Below are 22,610 nucleotides of genomic sequence, written 5' to 3' on the forward strand. Positions count from 1 at the left end.
AAAATCCCGCCCTCGCGTGGAATCGCCTTCCAAGGTCACTGGCCGCGCCGAGTACATACATAACCTGGTACTGCCCGGCATGCTTCATGCCAAGATCGCTCGCAGCACCGTAGCTCATGGCCGGATCGTATCAATCAATACTGAAGCTGCCCGGGCTCTGGAGGGTGTGCATTCCGTCATCACTGCCGAAGATGTTTTGCGCGTCATTCCCGACCCTTACTACGGTCCCGCTTTTCACGACCAGCCCATCCTTGCCATGGGCAAGGTGCATTACGCAGGCGAGCCCGTCGCCGTGGTGCTGGCCCGCGACCCTTACATCGCCGAAGAAGCCGTGCATCTGATCGAAGTACAGTACGAGGAGCTGCCTGCCGTCTTCAATGAGGTCGAAGCGGCCCGCTCTGATGTCTGTGTTCACGATGAGCTCAAGCCCGCAGGCACCTTTCCCGACCTGAAGCATCTGGCCGGAAGAAAAAACACCAACGTCGCACTCGACTTCCACGTTCGTCGCGGTGACATCGTCCAGGCATTCGCACAAGCAGACCATGTGTTTGAACACACATTTCGCACACAGCAGGTCATGCACACGCCGTTGGAACCCATGGTGTCGCTCGCGGAGCTCAAGGATGGAGGCCTGACCATCCATACTGCGTCGCAAAGCCCCTCATTTGTTCGTCTTGAGATCGCCCGTCTGCTGAGCTGGCCCGAGAGCAAGGTCCGTGTCCGGACTGCGTTGCTTGGCGGGGGCTTCGGTGCAAAGTTATATATCAAGCTCGAAGCGCTGGCAGCTGCCTTGACCCTATTGAGCCGCCATCCGGTTCGTGTAGCGCTAAGCATGGAAGAGCAGTTCTACACCATCACCAAGCATGCCACCACCTTCCGTATCAAATCGGCGGTTACCAAAGAAGGTCGCATCATCGGTCGCGAGTGCGAGGTCTGGTGGAACGGAGGTGCCTTTGCGGATATCGGACCTCGAGTCACGCAAAAGTCTGGCTTTACGGCCGCCGGTCCCTACGATATCGAACATGTGTCGATCGACTCGTACCAGGTCTATACCAATCTGCCGCCTGCCGGCGCATTTCGCGGCTTCGGCATTACCCAGATGGTGTGGGCATACGAAAGCCAGGCTGACATCATCGCTCGCGAGCTAGGAATGGATCCTGTCGAGTTCCGCCGGATCAATCTGCTGCAAAACGGCCGCCCGCACGCCACGGGCACCATCATGAAAGACGCCGAACTGATCAAGACACTTGATTGCCTGGCGGAAAGAATGGAGTGGAGCAAGCCATTTGATCGGGGTACAGGCAAGCTGCGACGCGGTCGGGGCGTAGGGATTGGCTTCAAGGCGCTGGTCGCGCCCACAACATCCATGGCACTGGTAAACCTGACTGCCGATGGAAGCTGTTTTATTCATTCCAGCACGGTCGACATGGGGCAGGCCTCCGATACCCTCCTGGCCATGATTGCCGCCGAAGTACTCGACCTCGATCCCGCTGTGGTACGTGTAGTGCATCCGGATACAGACGTCACGCCCTACGACATGGCCACACTCGGTTCCCGGTCCACCTTCCACATGGGTCATGCGGTTCGGCTGGCTGCCGAAGACGCACTGCTGAAAATGCGGGAGCTAGCTGGGGATTTGGGCATGGATCCAGAATCAAAACTGGATCCTGCCCAATTGCTGGTAAAGCGCTACGGCATGCAGGCAGGAAACATCATCGGCGTGGGCAGCTTCATACCCGAATATATTTCGCCGGACAAGCAAACGGGGCAGTCGCCCAACATTACCCCCAACTGGATGATCGGGGCTGCCGGCGTCGAAGTCGAGGTCGACACCGAAACCGGGCACTTCCGTGTGGTACGCCTGGAGAACGTTGGCGAGGTCGGCACCGCGTTGAATCCCAAGATCGTCGAGACCCAGCTTTCAGGCGCTGCCATCATGCAGCTGGGAGCCGCCCTGTACGAAGAAATGGATTTCGACGAACAAGGCCAACTGCGCAATGCATCCTTCGCCGAATACAAGATACCGGGCATTCAGGACTTGCCCAGCCGAATCCACACCGAGATAGTCGACGCCTTTCAACATAACGGGCCATTCGGAGCGAAAGGCGTCGGTGAGACTGGATGTTACGGCGTTGCATCGGCCATCGCCGCAGCCATCGAAGATGCCGTGGGAGTACGCCTTACCAGCCTGCCCATGAAATACGAGACGCTATGCCGTGCCCTGCACGCCGATGCGTTCCACACTGACAAGGAGACATCATGAGCAGTACGTCGGTCGAAATCCGCTTCGTGCTCAATGGGCAAAAGGTCCTCGCACACGTTGAACCTCACTATACCGTTCTGGACGTCTTACGGAACTCGTTCTCTCTGTATGGTGCTCGCGAAAGTTGTAGTCAGGGCCTTTGCGGGTGCTGCACGGTCATCGTGGACGACAAATGTGTCAGCGGCTGCCTCTATCTGGCCGTCGCCCTTGATGGACGCACGGTACACACGATCGAGAGTCTGGATGCTTCGGGCGAACTGCACCCCGTCCAGCAAGCGTTTATCGATGCCGGCGCCTTCCAATGCGGATTCTGCACTTCAGGTTTTATCCTGATGAGCAAGCAACTGCTTGAATCCAACCCAAATCCATCTGATGCCGAGATAAAGAACCACCTGGCAGGCAACCTCTGCCGGTGCGCCGCCTACCCCGAAATCGTGCAAGCCGTACGATTGGCGGCCGAACGCATGAATCCTTCGGCTCAAGAGGTATAAGACATGGAACTTACTGGCCAGCAGACGCTGTCTTTGCCTATCGAGCAAGTTTGGGGCGCATTGAACGACCCTGCCATCCTGCAGCAGTGCATACCCGGTTGCGATACGTTCACGCAGGTAGACGACTATCAGTACGACATCGCCATGACTGCTACCGTTGGCCCCATCAAGGCACGCTTCCAGGGAAAGCTTGATCTGACCGACATACATCCGCCCAACTCATATCAACTCAGATTCCATGGGTCGGGCGGCGCGGCAGGTGCGGGCAAGGGCACAGCGCATGTGCAGCTATCGGAAGCGACCGAGGGAACACTGTTGCGCTACACCGTTCAGGCCGCTGTCTCAGGAAAGCTCGCCCAAGTAGGGTCGCGCCTCATTGACGGTGTCGCCAAACGGATGGCGGATCAATTTTTCGAGCGATTCAAGTCCGTTCTGGAACCCGTTCTGGAACCTGATGTCAACGAAGATATCCAGGCACCAACCCCTGCAATCGAGGCCACCTCCACCCCCCCGGCTACCCACCCGGCTTCTGGCTCGAAAACCAGCCGACAGTGGGCCATCACGGCAGTCGTGGTGATAGTAGTCGCCTTGGGCCTGTACGCCGCGCTCGGCTAGCAAGCACAAAAAAAGACACCCCAAAGACCGAAGTTTCTGGGGTGTCTTGGCTTTGCTTTCCGGTCCGGTAGCCTGAACAGCTTGGCTACCGTGCCAACGCAATCAACGGCGCATCTTGCTGAGTTTGCGTGCCGCAGCAACCTGGGCTGCCAGCATGGCAAGTTCGGCTTCGACCACAGCGATGTCGGCCTTGTCCTTGGCGTTGCGCAAGGCCTCTTCCGCACGCTCGCGCGCCTGGATGGCTTTGGCTTCGTCAAGGTCTTCGGCGCGAATGGCGGTGTCGGACAACACGGTGACACCACCCGGCTGCACTTCCAGAATGCCGCCGGCAACGAATACGCTGATTTCTTCGCCGCTGTCGGCGAGGACGATCTTGACGGTACCCGGCCGTATGCGTGAGATCAGCGGCGTGTGGCCGGGCATGATGCCCAGCTCGCCCGACTCGCCAGGCAGTACCACGAACTTCGCCTCTCCGGTGAAGATCGATTCTTCTGCGCTGACGACGTCAACATGCAGGTTGGCCATAACAGATCCCTATTAGAGTGACTTCGCTTTCTCGATGGCTTCGTCGATGGAGCCGACCATATAGAAGGCCTGCTCGGGCAATGCATCGCACTCGCCGTCGACAATCATCTTGAACCCACGCAGCGTTTCTGCCAGCGGCACGTACTTGCCGGGCGAACCGGTAAACACTTCTGCGACGTGGAAGGGCTGCGACAGGAAGCGCTGGATTTTACGGGCACGAGCCACGGCCTGCTTGTCTTCGGGCGAGAGTTCGTCCATGCCCAGAATCGCGATAATGTCACGCAGTTCTTTGTAGCGCTGGAGCGTTTGCTGCACGCCACGGGCAATGGTGTAGTGCTCTTCGCCAACGATTTGCGGATCGAGCTGACGGCTGGTGGAGTCGAGCGGATCGACGGCGGGGTAGATACCCAGCGCAGCGATGTCACGCGAAAGCACCACGGTCGAGTCCAAGTGCTGGAATGTGGTGGCAGGCGAGGGGTCGGTCAAGTCGTCAGCAGGAACGTAAACGGCCTGAATCGACGTGATGGAGCCCGTCTTGGTCGAAGTGATACGCTCTTGCAGCTTACCCATTTCTTCGGCCAGCGTGGGCTGATAACCCACGGCCGAAGGCATACGGCCAAGCAAGGCGGACACTTCGGTACCAGCCAGCGTGTAGCGATAGATGTTATCGACGAAGAACAGGATGTCACGTCCTTCGTCGCGGAACTTCTCGGCCATGGTCAGGCCGGACAATGCCACACGCAGACGGTTGCCGGGAGGTTCGTTCATCTGACCGAACACCATGGCCACTTTGGACTCGGGCAGATTATCCAGCTGGATAACGCCGGCCTCAGCCATTTCGTGGTAGAAGTCGTTACCTTCACGAGTACGCTCACCCACACCGGCAAACACGGACAGACCGCTGTGCGCCTTGGCGATGTTGTTGATGAGCTCGAGCATGTTTACGGTTTTACCGACACCGGCACCACCGAACAGGCCGACCTTACCGCCCTTGGCGAAGGGGCAAACCAGGTCGATAACCTTGATGCCGGTTTCGAGCAGTTCTACCGAGGGAGACAGCTCTTCGAACTTTGGAGCGTCCTGGTGAATCGCACGAACTTCGTCGCTTTGAATCGGGCCACGCTCGTCAATGGGGCGACCCAGAACGTCCATGATGCGTCCGAGCGTGCCGGTACCAACGGGCACAGAAATAGGTGCGCCAGTGTTGGTGACGGCCATGCCGCGACGCAGACCATCGGACGAACCCATGGCAATGGTGCGAACCACGCCGTCGCCCAGCTGCTGCTGAACTTCGAAGGTAATGCCGGCCTCGGCGTACTTCGAACTGTCGTCGACGAGTTTGAGCGCGTCGTAAATGTTGGGAATGTTGTCGCGGGGGAACTGAATATCCACCACGGCGCCGATGCACTGAACGATGGTACCGTTGCTCATGTTTAGTCCTTGCTAAATATCTTTGACGGGATGCCTTTCTGTCTAGGACTAGACAGCGGCAGCGCCCCCGACGATTTCTGAAATTTCTTTCGTAATGGCAGCCTGACGGGTCTTGTTATAGACCAGCTCAAGATCGCCGATGATCTTCTTGGCGTTATCCGACGCGGCCTTCATGGCAACCATGCGAGCCGACTGCTCGGAAGCCATGTTTTCTGCCACCGCCTGATATACGAGCCCTTCGACGTACCGGAGCAGAAGGTCGTCGATGACAGACTTTGCATCTGGCTCGTAGATGTAATCCCAGCCGTACTGCGATTTCACCCGCTCTTGCTCGCCCTGCTGTGTGGCATCGGCCGACTGGAAAGGGTCGTTCAGTCCACTGGGCAATGGCAGCAGCCGGATAAAACTGGGTTCTTGCTTCATGGTGTTGATGAAGCGGTTGGTCGCCAGATATACAGCGTCGATCTTGCCATCGGCAAAATCATCGAGCTGTACCTTGATCGCGCCGATGAGGCGCTCGAGGTGAGGCGTATCACCCAACTGCACTTCTTGCGACACCAGGTTGACGCCCAGGCGGGTCAGAAAGTTCAACCCTTTATTACCCAGTGCGGTCGCTTGAACCTTGATGCCCTTCTCTTCGAACTCTTTGAGACGAGAGAGTGTAAGACGGGTGATGTTGGTGTTAAGACCGCCGCACAAACCCTTATCGGTGGTAACCAGCACGATACCGACTGCTTTGACATCCTTGCGTTCAACCATGTACGCGTGATGGTAGTCGGGATGTGCTTGCATAAGGTGAGCGGCGATTTCACGCACCTTGGTGGCATAGGGACGGCCGGCACGCATTCTGTCCTGCGCCTTGCGCATTTTAGATGCCGCCACCATCTCCATGGCTTTGGTGATCTTCCGCGTGTTTTGCACGCTTTTGATCTTGGTTCGAATTTCCTTGATTCCGGCCATCGTACTTCCTGTCAGGGCGTTGCCGCGGGAGGTTTTTGCAGCCGTCCCGCTTTTCGTATGGGCCGCCGAAGCGGCCCTCGCCAATCACAACTTAAAAAGCACCGTGCTTTTTGAAATCTTCAATGGCTGCAGCGAGCTCGGCCTCATCTTCCTTGGACATTTCTTTTTTGTCCTCGATGCGCTGAACCAGAGCTTCGTGCTTGGATTTCAGGGCGTCGCGCAGGGCCTTCTCGAACGGTTGAATCTGTTCGACTTCGAGGTCGTCAAGGTAGCCCTTGGTGACGCTGAACAGCGAAACGGCAAGCTCCCAGACCTGGAATGGCTGATACTGAGGCTGCTTCAGAAGTTCAACAACACGCTTACCGCGCTCGAGCTGGCGACGGGTCGCGTCGTCGAGGTCGGAAGCAAACTGGGCAAACGCTGCCAGTTCACGGTACTGAGCCAAGTCGGTACGAATACCGCCGGACAATTTCTTGATCACTTTGGTCTGGGCTGCACCACCCACACGCGATACCGAAATACCAGCGTTGATGGCGGGACGCACACCGGCGTTGAACAGGTCGGACTCAAGGAAGATCTGGCCGTCAGTAATCGAAATCACGTTGGTCGGAACGAACGCGGAAACGTCGCCGGCCTGAGTTTCGATGATGGGCAGAGCCGTAAGAGAACCTGTCTTGCCTTTAACCGCACCCTTGGTGAACTGCTCGACATAGTCGGCGTTGACACGAGCAGCGCGCTCGAGCAGACGGGAGTGCAGGTAGAACACGTCGCCGGGATAGGCTTCGCGTCCGGGAGGACGACGCAGCAGCAGCGAAACCTGACGATAGGCCCATGCTTGCTTGGTAAGGTCGTCGTACACGATCAGGGCGTCTTCGCCACGATCGCGGAAGTATTCGCCCATGGTGCAGCCGGAGTAAGCCGACAGATACTGCATGGCTGCCGAGTCGGACGCCGCAGCGGCTACAACAATGGTGTATTCCATGGCGCCGTGCTCTTCAAGCTTGCGGACCACGTTGTTGATGGTGGAGGCCTTCTGGCCGATAGCCACGTAAACACAAGTGACGTTCTTGCCTTTCTGGCTGATGATCGTGTCGACGGCAACAGCGGTTTTACCGGTTTGACGGTCGCCGATGATCAGCTCGCGCTGTCCACGACCGATAGGTACCATCGAGTCGATAGCCTTGGTACCGGTTTGAAGGGGCTGGTCGACCGACTGACGGGCAATAACGCCGGGAGCAACCTTTTCGATAACGTCGGTTTCCTTGGCGTTGATGGGACCCTTGCCGTCGATGGGCACGCCCAGTGCATCGACCACACGGCCACGCAGTTCGGGGCCGACAGGTACTTCAAGAATACGGCCAGTAGTCTTGACGGTATCGCCTTCGGACACGCCGGTGTAATCACCCAGGATCACGGCACCGACCGAATCACGCTCAAGGTTGAGCGCCAGGCCATAGACATTGTTGGGGAACTCGAGCATTTCACCTTGCATCACATCGGACAAACCGTGGATGCGGGTAATGCCGTCGGTCACGGATACGACCGTGCCTTGTGTACGTACGTCGGTAGACGCGCCCAAGCCTTCGATGCGGCTTTTAAGCAGCTCGCTGATCTCTGACGGGTTAAGTTGCATGTTCAGACTCCTGGAATCCTGTTGACCGGCTCGCTTTAGGCGGCCAGCGTATCGCGCATGCGGACCAACTGGGCCCGCACAGAAGTATCGAGTACTTGGTCACCGACCACTACACGCACGCCGCCGATGAGATCGGCGTCGACCGTGACGGCCGGCTTGAGTTTGAGGCCAAATTTCTTTTCGAGAGCAGCGATGAGGTCTTGCACCTGAGCCTCAGTCATCTCGTACGCGCTTGTGATCTGCGCAAGTGCAGTGCCTTCGAGTTTGTTCTTGAGCAGATCGAATTGCTCGGCGATCTCGGGCAGGACCAGCATGCGGCCGTTGTCCACCAGCAACTCAATGAAGTTGCGAGCCTTGTCCGAGACCGGAGATTTGACCAAGCCGATAAACAGCTCGACGCGCTTGTCGTCTGTCAGGCGCGGATCTGCCAGCGCTTCCCGTACATCTTCGAGCTTTGCCAGCGCGGCGAACTCGTTGAGCAGCCCCGACCAGGATTCCAGATTGCCACCGTCTTGCTGGGCCGCCTGGAATAGCGCTTCGGCATAGGGTCTTGCGATAGTCGATAGTTCAGCCATTGCCTGCCCTGATGATTACAATTGCGTCTTGAGCTGATCGAGCAGCTCGGCGTGTGCCTTTGAGTCAACCTCACGCTTGAGGATCTGCTCGGCACCCTTGACCGCCAGAACCGCTACCTCGGCACGCAGGCCGTCACGAGCGCGCTGAACCTCTTGAGCGGCGTCTTGCTTGGCTTGTGCCAGGATACGAGCCTTTTCAGCCTCGGCCTCGCGACGAGCCTCGTCAATAATGCCTGCAGCTTGCTTTTCGGCTTCGAGCATGCGAGCATGGTTCTCAGCCTTCGCCGACGCTTCGATCACGTTGATGCGCGCTTGCGCCTGAGCCAGGTCTGCCTTGCCCTTTTCGGCAGCGGCTAGGCCATCGGCGATCTTCTGACGGCGATCGTCCATTGCTTTCGTAAGTGGCGGCCATACGAATTTCATCGTAAACCAAGCCAGTACGAAAAACACGATCATCTGAAAAAAGAGAGTCGCGTTTAAGTTCACGGTCGTTTCCCTTTAATACCACTTGTGCCACACAGCCCGGCTGCCTGACACCATGTCCAAGCCGCCGGCAACGCTTCGTATTGAAGTCGCCGCCAACGGCTGCTTACCCGCGCGCGGGCTTGGCGCTTACCCGACGAAGGGGTTTGCGAAGGCGAACAGCATGGCGATACCAACACCGATCAGGAAGGCAGCGTCAATCAGACCGGCCAGCAGGAACATCTTGGTTTGCAGGGCGTTCATCAGTTCGGGCTGACGAGCCGAGGCTTCGAGGTACTTGCCACCCATCAGGGCGATACCGATACTGGCGCCGAAAGCACCCAATCCAACAATAAGACCGCAAGCCAGAGCAACGAGAGCAACGTTGGTCATAACAACTCCTTGGTTAAAAACCTGGTAATCAAAAAGTCAAAAAAGAAAAACCTCTTTGCAAGAACACCTTGCGCCCCGGCCGAGACGAACGCCACCCCGGACCGGAATTCGATCAATGGTCTTCGTGAGCCAGCCCAACGTAAACGAGGGACAGCATCATGAAGATATAGGCCTGAAGCAGAACGATGAGGATGTGGAAGATGGCCCACACCGACCCCGCCAGAACATGACCAATACCCAAGCCAATGCTTGCACCATTAAATCCGGCCCATGCACCACCCAGAAGGGCGATAAGCATGAATAGCAATTCGCCGGCAAACATGTTGCCGAACAACCGCATTCCCAGTGACACCGTTTTTGCGGCGTACTCCATCAGGTTCAACAGCAGATTGAAGGGAACCAGTAACAAGCCGACGACACCGTTGGCATGGAAAGGCGCAGTGAACAGCCCCTTGACGAAGCCGCCGCCGCCTTTGATCTTGATGCCATACCAGATGGTCAGAAGCAGTACGCCCAGTGACATGCCCATGGGCACGTTCAGGTCTGCCGTCGGAAGAATGCGGTGATAGTAGAGGACATCGTGGTGCTCTACAGCCAGACCCAGCTGGATGAAGATCCAACCCATCAGGTCGACAGGTACCAGGTCAAGGGTGTTCATGAGAACAACCCACAAAAATACGGTAAGCGCCAGGGGAGCCACAAAACGACGCGTAGCCTCGCTGGGGATGATGGACTTGGCCTCGTCGGCCACCATGCCGACAAGCATCTCGACGCCCATCTGGAAACGGCCCGGAACGCCGGAAGTGGCCTTTCGGGCTGCACGCCACAGAACAAAGACCACGATCAGGCCCATTAACAGGGACCAGAAGAGCGAGTCGTAGTTGATGACGCCAAAGTCGGCGATGGCAGTCTGCTTTTCACCCAGATTGTTCAAATGAACCAAGTGATGCTGAATATATTCAGACTGAGGCGACGAAGCATTGCTAGCAGCCATTTGAACCTACCCTGTTAACTTTTGACCAAGGCGCGCCGCCGGTTAGAACGCCGCGCCCGTAATTTTTATGCCCATCGTGCTATGGCAGCCGGCGAAACGCCAACAGCAGCACATAACCTTTTAATACACACACCAGCCCGAACAACAACGCGGGCCATACCAGCCAGCTGTTGGCGTAATACACGGCAAGCGCCAGCAACAGCACCGCAGACCCCAGCTTGATCAGTTCGCCCAAAAAAAAGGTGAACGGGCTGGCTTGCCTGGAACTCCACAACCCCATGAGCAATCGCATAGCGAACAGCGCATTGGGAATAAAGTAGGCTCCGGCGCCTATCAGTGCTGAAGCTCCGGCTTCGGCCCCGGCCACAAGCCAGGAAATCAGGCCTGCTGCCAGGCCCAACACCGCCTGTGCAGCCAAGGCTCGAAGCAGACCTCGCCCTGCCTTGTACCGCAAAAGCTCGCGGTCGGCGTCGCTTAGTTCGATGGGAGCGTCCTGGTCGGCCTGGCCGTTACTGGACTGAACTGAATTTCCATCGATACTGCGCATGTTGCCCCGACTTGCCATGATTTTTGCCCTTCGGCGCTCCTTTGGTTTCCCCAAGAAGCGAACCTCCGAAATTTTTATGTGTTCGCATAAGAATTTCTGCGGAAAACTCGCTTTTCGGGCTCTTCCGGATGTGCCGGTTTTTATCCGGTTTTACTGCCCTTGCCCCGTATTCAGAATATGAACATGAAGGCGGCCGGAACTCGCAAAAAACATCGCTCAGCGTGTTGCGTCAAACTCGTAGAGTATAACTTTATTTTTTGGCAGTAAGCAAATTGTCAGGCGGGCAAACAATCCGTATGCGCTGCAGCCCGCTGCCCCTGCAAGCCAGGGTGCCAAGCACGCACTGCCGGGGCAAAAAAATTGCCCCAAGTGTGTGCTGTGAACAACATGGCCACAGCGGTTTCCTGCTCGGGCCCCGACGTTTACTGATGTTTGAAATCAGGTTCGCGCTTCTCGATAAAGGCGGCCATGCCCTCTTTCTGGTCGTGAGTGGAAAACAAGGCGTGAAAGTTGCGGCGCTCGGCAAGCATTCCTTCGCTTAATGGCATTTCATACGCACGATTGATGCATTCCTTGGCCATCATGACCGAAATCTGCGACTTCGAAGCGATTACGTTCGCTACTTCAAGAGCCTCATCCAGCAGACGCTCGGCCGGCACGATGCGTGCCACCAGACCTGCACGTTCCGCCTCTTCGGCATTGATCATGCGTCCGGTCAGGACCATGTCCATGGCCTTTGCCTTACCGATGGCGCGAGGCAAACGTTGAGTGCCTCCGAAGCCGGGGATAATGCCCAGGTTGATCTCGGGCTGGCCAAACCGGGCGTTGTCAGCGGCGATGATGAAGTCGCAGGTCATGGCCAGCTCGCAGCCTCCACCCAGCGCATAGCCCGACACAGCCGCAATGACCGGCTTGCGAATACGGCGAAGCGACTCCCAGTTGTGCCCAAGATAATCCTGCTTGTAGACGTCGGCGTACGACCAGTCCTTCATGGCGGCAATGTCGGCACCTGCGGCAAAGGCCTTTTCACTACCGGTGATCACAATGGCGCCAATGCCCTCGTCGGCATCGAACGCGCGAAGGGCTTCGGCCAACTCGTCCACCACCTGATTATTCAACGCATTCAATACCTTGGGACGGTTTAGCGTAAGCAACCCAACCCGGCCTCGGGTCTCGATCTTTACCAACGGTTCGGTCATACCCTTTTCCTCTTGCACAGTAATATATGGGAATGAAAACAGAACCCATACTTTACAGCCTAACGCCCTACGATCCAGCGGGGCACCGTTTTCGTATCGAGATGCGCATCGCCCGGCCCGATCCTGAAGGGCAGGAACTCAGGTTGCCGGCATGGATTCCAGGCAGCTACCTGATACGTGATTTTTCGCGCCAGATCGAGACAATCAATGCTCGCTGTTCAGGAAAGGCAGTTGCGATAACCAAGACCGGCAACCATAGCTGGCGATGCGCCCCCTGCAAGGGTACGCTTCATGTCGAATACATCGTCTACGCGTGGGATCTTTCCGTACGTGGCGCGCACTTCGACGAAACCCATGCTTTTTTCAACGGCACCAGCGTGTTTCTGTGTCCCACTGGCCTCGAAACCTCTCGCTGCCTGCTTCATTTGCATCCGCCGGCTCACGCCCGCAACTGGAAGGTCTACACCAGCCTGCCTGTGGCAACAGGACGATCTGCCGCCGCCCGCCGCCATGGATTCGGACTGTATGAAGCGCCTGACTATGACGCCCTGATCGACCACCCGGTCGAGATGGGTACACCTCAGGTGGCACGTTTCACTGCCTGTGGCGCCGAGCACGAACTGGTGTTTACCGGCGTGTTGCCCAACCTCGACCTCAAGCGCATCACGGCCGACGTCAAGAAAATCTGCGAGTCCCAGATTGCGCTGTTCGAGCCGTCGACCTTACGGGCGCCTTTTCTGGATTCTGCTGATCGGTATGTATTCATGACCATGGTCGTGGGCGACGGCTACGGTGGACTTGAGCATCGCTCTTCCACCGCCCTGATGGCATCGCGTCGCGACCTTCCCACCATCGGACGCTCCGAGGCCGGCGAGGCTTACCAGAACTTCCTTGGTCTGGTCAGTCACGAGTACTTCCACACCTGGAATGTAAAGCGCATCAAGCCCGCCGCATTCGCCCCCTACGACCTTTCCCGCGAAAATCACACCCGCCTGCTCTGGGTATTTGAAGGCTTCACTTCGTACTACGACGATCTGATGCTGCTCCGTTCGGGGGTGATCGACCAAAAAACCTACCTTGCCCGACTGGCCAAGACAATATCGGCCGTCCACCGCGGGCCGGGCCGCTTCAAGCAATCCACCGCAGACAGCTCATTCGATGCGTGGACGCGCTTTTACAAGCAGGACGAAAACTCGCCTAACGCGCTGGTCAGCTACTATGCCAAGGGATCACTGATTGCCGCCGGCCTGGACATGCTGATCCGTCGTGAAAGCCAGGGCCAGAAGTCTCTGGATGACGTCATGCGCCTGATGTGGACGCGCTACGGTCGCGATTTCTATCAGGGTGGCGGAGCAGGAATCGCCGAAGACGCCATGCCCGGCCTGGTACAGGAGGCCACCGGCGTGGATGCGTCCGATTTCATTGCGCGGCACACAGAAGGTGTCGAGGACGTGCCGCTCGAATCGCTTCTGGCATCGCAGGGCATATCGCTTTCGTGGAAGCCGGTTTCCGACGCACCTACGCTGGATGTGCGGACGCGCGTTGTGCAGAACGAAGTGCAGCTTGCCACGGTTTATGAAGGCGGTGCCGGACACGAGGCCGGCCTGTCGGCCGGCGACGTGCTCGTTGCGGTAGACGGTTTAAGGGTGACACGTGACACGAACCTTGAGCAGATACTGGCGTCGTACCAAGCGGGGCAGACTGTGACCCTTCATGTATTCCGCCGCGATGAACTGCGCAAGTTCGATGCCCTGCTTCGGCCTTCGGCTCCTACAGAGTGCGTGCTGTCGGTTGAATAAGCGCTGTGTTCTGGCCATGCCGCCAAGCGCTGCACACCAATGCGTTAACGAATGGCCGGGGCCAGGGCTGAGAGGTTTTCCCCCGAACACGCGGCGTGGCGCAGGGCTGCGAGGCTCTTGACCGGAACAGTCAGGCGACGGAACTTTGCCCGGCCTCGATCCGCGCCTGAATCGCCTTGGCCGCGGTAACGCCGTCGGCCATGGCGGTTACCACACACGGATGAAAGCGCTGGGCAACTTCTCCCACAGCGTAGACACCCTCGCAACTGGTTTCGGCCGTGGAGATGTCGGTCTGGATATAACCGCGCTCGGAACGCTGCAGAGCCAGGTCTGTTGCGAAATTTACGCAGGGCTCCCATCCATGAAATACCATAAGCAGGTCGTAAGCCCGTCCGTTTACACGACGCGCTTGAGGATCGACTTCATAATCGCCCAGAACAATGTGTTCGGCGGGCATTCTGTTCACGAACTGGCGTTGCGCCCGGACAGTGCGCGCGTAGATTGTGACCGCCTTGGCCCCATGGTCAAGGGCGTATAGCGCGTTCTCAAAACCATTGTCGCCCCCGCCCAATACGGCAACCTCGAGCCCTTTGAAATCCTGGGCCACGACATGATCTCCCGGCCCGACCAGCACTCCTGGATACGGCGCCTCTCTGCTGCCGGAGGAGTTTGGATTGGCATCCAGACCGCGTGCGCGTGTTCCGGTGGCAAGCACAACATACCGGCCAGACAACTTTTGCCCACCCGCGGTCATCACTACAAAGCCGTCCGGGTCTTTCTGTACCGATTCGACCGGCGTCGAAAGCAATACCGGCACCTTTGCCCGATCAAGACTCACAGCGAAATTATGTGCCACCTGGGGGCCGGTATGCCCGGGAAGGGACACGTTCCAATCGTCAGGAAACGGATGAACGAGGCATAATCCGCCAATTTGTGTGCCCGCCTCGACCAGAAGCGGCGAAAAGCCCAGACGCGCAAGCCAAAGTGCGCACGATGCCCCGGCAGCGCCGGCCCCGATGATAATGGCGTCGTACCTGATTTCGTCGTGCATGAATCTTAAAACTATCTGAAATACTTGTGATCTGATGGCGGCGGCGCCGGTGATGGTGAGGCCAATGATATATCATCCAACATTGCCCCTCTTTCCTGTATGCCCAGACCCGCACACTATGTCCACTCGACGCATATTCTTTTCACAACTCGCCCTGGATGCCCGTATTGGAATCCTCGAGCACGAACTTCGTGCCACTCAGCCGCTGCATATTGATGCCGAGCTCGATGTCGAGGTAAAGGAAGAGGTCAACGACCAGAATATTCATTCGGTTCTTGACTATCGCCTTCTGCGCGAAGCTATCGTCAAGGAATGTACCCAGGCACATGTCAATTTGCTCGAGACCCTCATCGAACGCGTCGTCGATCGCCTGTTTCAGGAGTTTGCCGAGGTGCAACGGGTTAAAATCCGCATCAGCAAGCCCAGCGCATTTTCTGATTGTGCCGCCGTGGGCATCGAGCTGGACCGCCGCCGCCCATAAGATCGCGGCAGCTTTCGGCACTTTGAATCTACACATCACGGTTGCCCGCTGCGAATCAGCCCGACCGTCCTTCTAGTGTTAACAGGCCTCAAGCCATGCACACCACCATTTCTACCTCGCCCGTCTTGCCCAAGCTGGACGAAGGCACTGGTCCATCCGATGTAGACGCCACCCAAAGTGATATGCGCACCGACAAGGCACCCGTTCGCTCAGTCGCCCGGGACAAGCGTCAGCGCACCCACGACAACAAGCTGGTCAAGCGCCTGATGCGCGAAACCGGCCGCGCCATTGCCGACTTCAACATGATTGAGGAAGGCGACAAGGTGATGGTGTGCCTGTCGGGTGGCAAGGATTCCTACAGCTTGCTGGATATTCTTCTGACCCACCAGGCACGTGCACCATTCAAGTTCGACATCGTCGCCGTCAATCTGGACCAGAAGCAACCGGGCTTTCCGGATCATGTCTTGCCCGAATACCTGAAATCGCTTGGTGTGCCCTTTCATATCGAGACCCAGGATACGTATTCGGTCGTGACTCGCGTGATACCCGAGGGCAAGACCATGTGTTCGCTTTGTTCTCGCATGCGCCGGGCTATTTTGTACCGGGTCGCATCGGAGCTGGGCGCGACCAAAGTGGCGCTGGGGCACCACCGCGACGACATTCTGGCCACTTTCTTCCTGAATTTGTTCTATGGCGGCCGAATGAAGGCCATGCCGCCGAAGCTGATGTCGGACGACGGCAAACATATCGTGATTCGACCGCTGGCGTATGTGCCCGAAAAAGACCTTATCGCCTACGCGAAACTGAAGCAGTTTCCGATCATCCCCTGCAATCTTTGCGGTTCGCAAGAAAACCTCAAGCGACAAGAGATGAACCGCATGATCGCAGAATGGGACAAGAAAATGCCCTCGCGATCGTGGAACGTGTTTGGGGCACTGAACCGAGTGGTGCCTTCGCACCTGATGGACAACCAGCTGTTTGATTTTGCGGGCCTGAAGGCGACGGGTGTTGCCGATGAAAACGGCGACCTTGCCTTTGACTCCGAAGACTTCGACGCGCTTGACAGCGAGTTCATGCCCAAGGACGACAGTGCGGAAAGTGGCCAGCCATCCGACAAGGAACCCGGCGCACGTCCGGTCGTGTTCATGACTGACTTGCGAACCGGGTTGAACAAGTAAGCCCGGTACAACGGAACAACACCACAGCCGGTATCAGGCCGGCTGATCCATGCCTTCCCAGCGCGGCCCGTCAATGTGAATATCAAACAGGTCAAGCACTCGCACCAGCGTGTGATCGACCATTTCTTCGATGGACTTGGGGTGGTGGTAGAACGCCGGCAATGGCGGAAACACAATTCCACCCATTTCTGTGACGGCAGTCATGTTACGCAAGTGGGCCAGGTTGAATGGCGTTTCGCGCACCAGCATGACCAGGCGGCGGCGTTCCTTTAACGTGACATCGGCGGCGCGCGTGATGAGGTTGTCGGATAAGCCATGAGCGACCGCCGACAAGGTGCGCATGGAACATGGCACCACCACCATTCCCATGGTGGCAAAACCGCCGCTGGCAAGGGCCGACCCTACGTCACGAAAACTGTAAACCTGATCGGCCAGCGAATGAACCTCTTGGCGAGACAGCCCAAGCTCGTACTTGATGTTGAGTACGCCTGGGGGCGACACCACAAGATGTGTCTCGATATCGCCCACGCTGCGCACCGCCTGCAACAGGCGAGTGGCATAAATGGCACCCGTGGCACCGGTAACGCCTACCACCAGGCGGCGCTTGGCGCTCATGCGGACGCTCCGCGCTGTTTACTCATTGCCGATTGCGCCGGCCTCTTTGAGCACTTCAGCCAGTTCGCCGCTTTCGTGCATTTCGGCGATGATGTCGGAACCGCCCAGAAATTCGCCGTTTACATACAACTGTGGAATGGTCGGCCAGTTGGCGTATTCCTTGATGCCCTGACGCACTTCTTCGTCTTCGAGCACGTTGACAGTAACCAGCTTGGTAACGCCCGACGCTTTCAGGATCTGAATGGCGCGCCCGGAAAAGCCACATTGCGGAAACTGTGCCGTACCTTTCATGAACAGGACGACTGGATGGGTGGTGACCGTTTCGCGAATGAAATCTTGTACTTCGCTCATGATGTTCTATCTCTCCTGGAAATTACCTTCATTATAGGTTGCCGCCGGAAATCCGCTCGATACCCGCAAGGTCTGTATGGCTATTGACCTGCTTGAACCCGGCGTCGGACAAAAGCCCTCGAACAGCTGCTGCCTGATCAAATCCGTGCTCCATCCACAGGGCACCACCCGGCTTTAGCCAGCCAGGGGCATTTGCGGCGATGTGGGCAAGCGCCTCCAGCCCATTTGAACCGTCCGATAACGCTGTGCCTGGTTCGAACCGCAGGTCGCCCTGCTGCAGATGGGGATCATTCTTATGGATGTAGGGCGGATTGGACACGATCAGATCAAAAGGCGCCTGACCGGATAAAGGATCAAACCAACTTCCCTGGATGAACGTAACCCGGGCAGAAAGCGCCTGCGCGTTCCGTCGGGCCACCTTCAGGGCGGCATCGCTGATATCGGTTGCGACCACCACCACATCGGGCCGGGCCAGTGCAATCGAGATGGCAATTGCGCCGCTGCCTGTACCCAGGTCCAGAACACGAGGTTGGTCGCTTGCGCATGTGGCTAGCACTGCGATTGCAGTTTCCACCAACAACTCGGTTTCGGGCCTGGGAATCAAAACCCCCGGTTCAACCTGAAACGCATGACCCATGAATTCACGATGGCCAACCAGATACGCCATGGGTTCGCCCGCCTGACGTCGATCAACAAGCCGGTGAAACTCTTGCACGCCGTCTTCATCCAGCGTGTCGGTGTCGTGCGCAATCAGCCAGGAACGCGTCACCTTGAAAACGTGCTGCAGCAACATCTGCACTTCAAGTCGCGGCAATGTACTGTTGCGCAACAGATCCCGCACACATGTTCCGGGCTTGCCTGGGGTGTTCATGCTATGCGATCAGGACTCGCCCATGGCTGCCAGTTGCTCAGCCTGGTGCTCGGTGCGCAAAGCTCCAATCAACTCTTCAAGTTCGCCTTCCATAATGGACTGCAGCTTGTACAACGTCAGGTTGATGCGATGGTCGGTGACCCGGCCCTGCGGATAGTTGTAGGTGCGGATACGTTCGGAGCGATCTCCAGATCCCACCAGGCTTTTGCGCTGCGCGGCTTCCTTGCTTTGCTGCTCTTGCTGCTGCATGTCCTTGAGACGTGCCGCCAGAACCTGCATTGCCTTGTCCTTGTTGCGGTGCTGTGAGCGATCATCTTGACATTCCACCACCAAGCCCGTGGGCAGGTGGGTGATTCGCACCGCCGAATCGGTCTTGTTGACGTGCTGACCACCCGCCCCGCTGGCCCGAAAGGTATCGATCCGCAAGTCAGACGGATTAATGTTGATATCGGTTTGAGCGTCTGCTTCCGGCAAGACCGCCACCGTGCAGGCCGACGTATGAATGCGGCCCTGGGTCTCGGTTTCGGGCACTCGCTGCACACGATGCGCACCCGACTCAAACTTCAACAAGCCGTACACGGCGTCGCCGTCAATGCGAGCAATGACCTCTTTGTAGCCCCCGATTTCAGAGGGACTCTCAGACATCAGCTCAACTTTCCACCCCTGATTCTCGGCGTAACGGCTATACATGCGCAGCAGATCACCGGCAAACAATGCGCTCTCGTCACCGCCAGTGCCGGCACGAATTTCAAGGAACACGTTGCGGTCGTCGTCAGGATCCTTGGGCAACAGCAACACCTGAAGCTCGGCCTCGAGTTCCTCGATGCGGTCCTTGGCCAGTTCGTGCTCCTCTTCTGCCATCTCCTTCATTTCAGGATCCGACATCATTTCTCTGGCGGCTTGCAGATCGCCTTCGACGCGCACGTACTCATTGAATGCCTGAACGACAGGATCCAACTCGGAGCGCTCGCGCGAGAGCTTGCGGAATTTGTCCATATCGCCCGCGATCTCGGGTTCGGCGAGCATGGCATCGATTTCGATCAGCCGGTGGGCAAGCTGCTCCAACCGGCTGCGCATGGAACTTTTCATAAAGAGGGAGACTGGAAGAAATTTGAAGAAGGAACGCGCAGACGGGGCTGGGCAGCGCCGCTAACGACGGCGTTCAGTGCGGGGAAGCAGACGCGGCAGCAGATTGAGCAGCTGCTCACGCTCGACCTCTTCGCTACGATTGAGGGCAGACAAGGGGCCGTGCATATATTTCTGGGTAAGGCCGTGCGCCAGCTGTTCGAGCACCGCTTCGGGGGACTCGCCCCTGGCCAGCAAGCGCCGGGCTTTCTCGAGTTCGGCTTGTCGAACCTGATCAGCAGCCTGGTGAATTTTGATAATGGCCGGCACCACCTGCCGGTTTTGCAGCCAGTGCATGAAGTTCTGCACGCGCGTTTCGATTATCGCTTCGGCCTGCACCACCGCCGCGCGACGCGCATCAGTGCCGCTTTGCACCATACGCCCGAGATCGTCCACGGTATACAGATAGACATCGGCCAAGCGACCGACTTCAGTTTCGATGTCGCGTGGCACCGCGAGGTCGATCATGACCATGGGCTTGTGACGCCGTGAACGCGTAGCCCTTTCCACCATCCCCAGACCGAGGATGGGCAAGGAGCTTGCCGTACAGGAAACAATGACGTCGAATTCGGCAAGACGATCGGGAAGCTCGGTAAGCTTCATTGTCTTGGCGGTAAAGCGCGACGCCAACACATCGGCCCGCTCGAGCGTACGATTCGCCACCACCATATGCCGCGGCTTAAGCGCAGCGAAGTGCGTGGCACAGAGTTCGATCATTTCGCCGGCGCCAACAAACAACACGTTGGTTTGCGACATGTCGCCAAACACACGCTCGGCCAAGCGAACGGCTGCTGCAGCCATGGACACCGAATGCGCGCCAATTGCCGTTTGCGACCGCACCTCTTTGGCCACCGAGAACGTACGCTGGAACAATTGATGCAGCAACGTGCCCAGCGCACCTGCTTCGTTGGCGGCGCGAACGGCTTCCTTCATCTGGCCAAGGATCTGCGGCTCGCCCAGCACCATGGAATCGAGCCCACTGGCCACGCGAAACGCATGACGGACGGCGTCGTTCTGGTGATAGCGATAAAGGTGAGGCTGCAGACTGCCCGATTCGACCCGATTGAAATCGGCCAGCCAGGCGGGAATCTTGTCAGATACGTGGGGTTCGGCCGCACAGTAGATTTCAGTGCGATTACAGGTGGACAGGATTGCTGCTTCGCGAACCGACGAACCAAATGCCGAACGCAACCCTTCGAGTGCCGGCCTCATGACGTCTAACGGCATGGACACGCGCTCGCGCACCGACAACGGCGCCGAGACGTGATTCAAGCCGAAGGTAAGAACGTCTACAGACATAAATAAGAGCAAAAGCGAAGAAGAGCGGCCGGCACATAGAGAGCCCAACTGACCACGATTATACCCGCTATGGCTGATTAGGGTAAACCCTTGGTGTGACTTATGAGTGAAGTGTGCGACAGGTAGATGAGACGATTTTATAGGCGCGCCAGCAGGGAGTTAAAAAATCGTGTATTATTTCGCCTTTGTTGGCCTGGTAGCTCAGTTGGTAGAGCAGCGGATTGAAAATCCGCGTGTCGGTGGTTCGATTCCGCCCCAGGCCACCATTCTGCTGTTCCAGCACGGTTCAAAACCTCGGCTCTACACCATAAACGGGGGATGCCCATTCACTAGACACGGTTGATCACACCGTTCCAAGCGCACTGGGCCAAGACCCTCATGCGGTAATTCTCGAAGTTCCTGAACCCATATGCACGGCGTGAGAGCATTTCCATTTTAGTGTGGAAGCCCTCGGTGATGCCGTTAGATTTGGTGAAGCGCCACATCCGTACGATGGGCTCCAGCCAGGATCGGAGCGTTTCAGCCAAAGCACGAGCCGGGCTGTACTCAAACTGCTCAATCAATGCCAGGAACTGAGGCATCATCTTCTGAGCTCGCTTTCTTTTCAGGCTCTTCATTACCAAGAATCCATTCAACTGCTGCTTGGCGAAGTACAGCGCCCGAAGCACCGGCTCCTGAGCCAGGTACTGATGCAGATTCTCCTTCTGTACCGCACTGAGCTTCCAGTGATGTCGGCGCATCAGACTCAGCAGCCCACGGTTCTTGCGGCCTTCAGGGTCATACTGCTGCCACAGCTTCAAGAAGTGCTGGTTCACCAAGCGCACGACATGGAAGCGATCAGCCACGATCATGGCATTGGGGAAGTACTGCCGGGCGATCCGGCGGTACGTTTCCGACAGATCCATCACAATTACCCGCACGTTCTCCTTGCCCGGCAAGCGCTTCAAATAACTACGCAGGCTCGCCTCTGAGCGGCCCAACACGACATCGAACACCTTGTGATTCTTCAGATCCACCAGCGTGGTAGCGTAGCCCTTCTTGCGTGTGAAGAAGTGCTCATCAATCCCTAGAACCTGAGGGCAGCTGCGACCGGACAGCTCCAGCACCCGCCGCTTGATGAACGACTGATACCAGCGCTCGACGGTCGCACTGCCGATGCGGTGCGTGTGAGTCAGCTTACGCTGGCTGACGCCACCCTCGTGGGCTTCAAAGACCTCCAGTCGATACGTCTCGGTCGAACGTAGCCTGGGCAGTATCCCGGCGAAGCGATGCCGGAAATATCGGTTGCAATCAGGACAGTGGTACTTGGGCACGCGCAGATGCAGCACCACCAGCTTATTGCCCTGGCGCGTGTGCTTGAGCGTGCGTTGGTGGGTGGCCTTGATACGCACCTGATTGCCTGCGCAGTGCACGCAGGCGGGCCGCTGGCGCGGCACCGCCCACACATGAATATCCTTCGTTCGTTTGACAGCCTGAACCACCAGCCCAGGGATCCCTAGGATAGAATCGATTGGGGACATCGGCATTGTTTCCTTTAGACAAGTTCTTCGCAAAAACAAGTCTAATGAATGTCGGTGTCCCCCGTTAATGATGTAGAGCCGCGATTCGCTGCCCAGGACGTCTCACTGCGCGTCGCTACATCCTCAATTTGCTGGTCCCCTAAGTGGTACCCCACAATAGATTCGTGAAAAACGGACTCTGGGGGGACCAGTCGTGGGCTTATTGAGTGAAACGCAGATCAGAGCGGCCAAG

General features: G+C 57.4%; 23 protein-coding genes and 1 tRNA gene. 7 read left to right on the forward strand and 17 right to left on the reverse strand.

The window, feature by feature from the left end; genetic code table 11:
- From Q1J88_RS09790 to Q1J88_RS09800, 3 genes are all read left to right on the forward strand, one after another.
- The coding region (locus Q1J88_RS09790; RefSeq protein ID WP_301117473.1) for a xanthine dehydrogenase family protein molybdopterin-binding subunit at positions 1 to 2,263 on the forward strand (2,263 nt) is incomplete at its 5' end.
- Complete coding sequence (locus tag Q1J88_RS09795; protein ID WP_301117474.1) at positions 2,260 to 2,754, forward strand: (2Fe-2S)-binding protein; 495 nt, start codon at positions 2,260 to 2,262, stop codon at positions 2,752 to 2,754. The genes Q1J88_RS09790 and Q1J88_RS09795, both read left to right, overlap by 4 nt.
- Positions 2,755 to 2,757: 3 nt before the next feature.
- Complete coding sequence (locus tag Q1J88_RS09800; protein ID WP_301117475.1) at positions 2,758 to 3,369, forward strand: CoxG family protein; 612 nt, start codon at positions 2,758 to 2,760, stop codon at positions 3,367 to 3,369.
- Between the two features lie 102 nt (positions 3,370 to 3,471).
- Here the strand turns inward: Q1J88_RS09800 and Q1J88_RS09805 are convergent, their stop codons facing one another.
- From Q1J88_RS09805 to Q1J88_RS09850, 10 genes are all read right to left on the reverse strand, one after another.
- Complete coding sequence (locus tag Q1J88_RS09805) at positions 3,472 to 3,894, reverse strand: F0F1 ATP synthase subunit epsilon (protein WP_301117476.1); 423 nt, start codon at positions 3,892 to 3,894, stop codon at positions 3,472 to 3,474.
- 12 nt (positions 3,895 to 3,906) lie between these two features.
- Positions 3,907 to 5,325: a F0F1 ATP synthase subunit beta gene (gene atpD / locus Q1J88_RS09810; protein ID WP_301117477.1), complete on the reverse strand. Its 1,419-nt coding sequence runs from the start codon at positions 5,323 to 5,325 to the stop codon at positions 3,907 to 3,909.
- Positions 5,326 to 5,373: 48 nt separating this feature from the next.
- Positions 5,374 to 6,285, reverse strand: coding sequence for a F0F1 ATP synthase subunit gamma (atpG, locus tag Q1J88_RS09815; protein WP_301117478.1), 912 nt, complete (start codon positions 6,283 to 6,285; stop codon positions 5,374 to 5,376).
- A 91-nt stretch (positions 6,286 to 6,376) separates the two neighbouring features.
- Positions 6,377 to 7,918: a F0F1 ATP synthase subunit alpha gene (atpA, locus tag Q1J88_RS09820; RefSeq protein WP_301117479.1), complete on the reverse strand. Its 1,542-nt coding sequence runs from the start codon at positions 7,916 to 7,918 to the stop codon at positions 6,377 to 6,379.
- Positions 7,919 to 7,953: 35 nt separating this feature from the next.
- Positions 7,954 to 8,493, reverse strand: a complete 540-nt coding sequence (locus Q1J88_RS09825; protein ID WP_301117480.1) for a F0F1 ATP synthase subunit delta — start codon at positions 8,491 to 8,493, stop codon at positions 7,954 to 7,956.
- Between the two features lie 15 nt (positions 8,494 to 8,508).
- The gene (locus Q1J88_RS09830) at positions 8,509 to 8,979 is read right to left on the reverse strand and encodes a F0F1 ATP synthase subunit B (protein ID WP_301117481.1); all 471 of its coding nucleotides are present in this window, start codon (positions 8,977 to 8,979) and stop codon (positions 8,509 to 8,511) included.
- Positions 8,980 to 9,105: 126 nt separating this feature from the next.
- Complete coding sequence (gene atpE / locus Q1J88_RS09835) at positions 9,106 to 9,348, reverse strand: F0F1 ATP synthase subunit C (protein ID WP_017523626.1); 243 nt, start codon at positions 9,346 to 9,348, stop codon at positions 9,106 to 9,108.
- A 112-nt stretch (positions 9,349 to 9,460) separates the two neighbouring features.
- The gene (gene atpB / locus Q1J88_RS09840; protein ID WP_301117482.1) at positions 9,461 to 10,342 is read right to left on the reverse strand and encodes a F0F1 ATP synthase subunit A; all 882 of its coding nucleotides are present in this window, start codon (positions 10,340 to 10,342) and stop codon (positions 9,461 to 9,463) included.
- A gap of 79 nt (positions 10,343 to 10,421) precedes the next feature.
- Positions 10,422 to 10,889 (reverse strand): ATP synthase subunit I, encoded by a 468-nt coding sequence (locus tag Q1J88_RS09845; RefSeq protein WP_349254686.1) that lies wholly within the window; start codon positions 10,887 to 10,889, stop codon positions 10,422 to 10,424.
- Between the two features lie 422 nt (positions 10,890 to 11,311).
- A complete protein-coding gene (locus Q1J88_RS09850; protein ID WP_301117484.1) occupies positions 11,312 to 12,088 on the reverse strand; it encodes an enoyl-CoA hydratase in 777 nt (258 codons plus the stop codon).
- Positions 12,089 to 12,120: 32 nt separating this feature from the next.
- Here Q1J88_RS09850 and Q1J88_RS09855 point away from each other — a divergent pair, with 32 nt between their 5' ends.
- A complete protein-coding gene (locus Q1J88_RS09855; RefSeq protein WP_301117486.1) occupies positions 12,121 to 13,887 on the forward strand; it encodes a PDZ domain-containing protein in 1,767 nt (588 codons plus the stop codon).
- A gap of 130 nt (positions 13,888 to 14,017) precedes the next feature.
- On the opposite strand, the gene Q1J88_RS09860 is transcribed toward Q1J88_RS09855, so the two are convergent.
- A complete protein-coding gene (locus Q1J88_RS09860; RefSeq protein WP_301117487.1) occupies positions 14,018 to 14,938 on the reverse strand; it encodes an NAD(P)/FAD-dependent oxidoreductase in 921 nt (306 codons plus the stop codon).
- Between the two features lie 118 nt (positions 14,939 to 15,056).
- Here Q1J88_RS09860 and folB point away from each other — a divergent pair, with 118 nt between their 5' ends.
- Both folB and ttcA read left to right on the forward strand, forming a co-directional pair.
- The gene (gene folB / locus Q1J88_RS09865) at positions 15,057 to 15,419 is read left to right on the forward strand and encodes a dihydroneopterin aldolase (RefSeq protein ID WP_301117488.1); all 363 of its coding nucleotides are present in this window, start codon (positions 15,057 to 15,059) and stop codon (positions 15,417 to 15,419) included.
- A 182-nt stretch (positions 15,420 to 15,601) separates the two neighbouring features.
- Positions 15,602 to 16,597 carry a tRNA 2-thiocytidine(32) synthetase TtcA gene (ttcA, locus tag Q1J88_RS09870; RefSeq protein WP_301117495.1) on the forward strand — a complete coding sequence of 332 codons (996 nt, stop codon included), beginning with the start codon at positions 15,602 to 15,604 and terminating at the stop codon, positions 16,595 to 16,597.
- Positions 16,598 to 16,630: 33 nt separating this feature from the next.
- Here the strand turns inward: ttcA and Q1J88_RS09875 are convergent, their stop codons facing one another.
- Genes Q1J88_RS09875 through hemA form a run of 5 tightly spaced genes read right to left on the reverse strand, consistent with a single transcriptional unit; the run spans position 16,631 to position 20,858 of the window.
- The gene (locus Q1J88_RS09875; protein WP_301117489.1) at positions 16,631 to 17,212 is read right to left on the reverse strand and encodes a UbiX family flavin prenyltransferase; all 582 of its coding nucleotides are present in this window, start codon (positions 17,210 to 17,212) and stop codon (positions 16,631 to 16,633) included.
- An 18-nt stretch (positions 17,213 to 17,230) separates the two neighbouring features.
- Positions 17,231 to 17,563 (reverse strand): Grx4 family monothiol glutaredoxin, encoded by a 333-nt coding sequence (gene grxD / locus Q1J88_RS09880; protein ID WP_301117490.1) that lies wholly within the window; start codon positions 17,561 to 17,563, stop codon positions 17,231 to 17,233.
- A 31-nt stretch (positions 17,564 to 17,594) separates the two neighbouring features.
- Positions 17,595 to 18,434, reverse strand: a complete 840-nt coding sequence (prmC, locus tag Q1J88_RS09885; protein WP_301117491.1) for a peptide chain release factor N(5)-glutamine methyltransferase — start codon at positions 18,432 to 18,434, stop codon at positions 17,595 to 17,597.
- Between the two features lie 9 nt (positions 18,435 to 18,443).
- The gene (prfA, locus tag Q1J88_RS09890) at positions 18,444 to 19,523 is read right to left on the reverse strand and encodes a peptide chain release factor 1 (RefSeq protein WP_301117492.1); all 1,080 of its coding nucleotides are present in this window, start codon (positions 19,521 to 19,523) and stop codon (positions 18,444 to 18,446) included.
- Between the two features lie 60 nt (positions 19,524 to 19,583).
- A complete protein-coding gene (gene hemA / locus Q1J88_RS09895; RefSeq protein WP_301117493.1) occupies positions 19,584 to 20,858 on the reverse strand; it encodes a glutamyl-tRNA reductase in 1,275 nt (424 codons plus the stop codon).
- A 190-nt stretch (positions 20,859 to 21,048) separates the two neighbouring features.
- Between hemA and Q1J88_RS09900 the strand changes: the two genes are divergently transcribed.
- Positions 21,049 to 21,124: transfer RNA gene (locus Q1J88_RS09900), tRNA-Phe, on the forward strand.
- Positions 21,125 to 21,187: 63 nt separating this feature from the next.
- Here the strand turns inward: Q1J88_RS09900 and Q1J88_RS09905 are convergent.
- Complete coding sequence (locus tag Q1J88_RS09905; RefSeq protein WP_301117494.1) at positions 21,188 to 22,378, reverse strand: ISL3 family transposase; 1,191 nt, start codon at positions 22,376 to 22,378, stop codon at positions 21,188 to 21,190.
- Positions 22,379 to 22,610 lie beyond the last annotated feature (232 nt).

The sequence above is a fragment of the Pusillimonas sp. genome, from assembly GCF_029263785.1.
In the GTDB taxonomy this organism is placed as follows: Bacteria; Pseudomonadota; Gammaproteobacteria; order Burkholderiales; family Burkholderiaceae_B; genus Pusillimonas.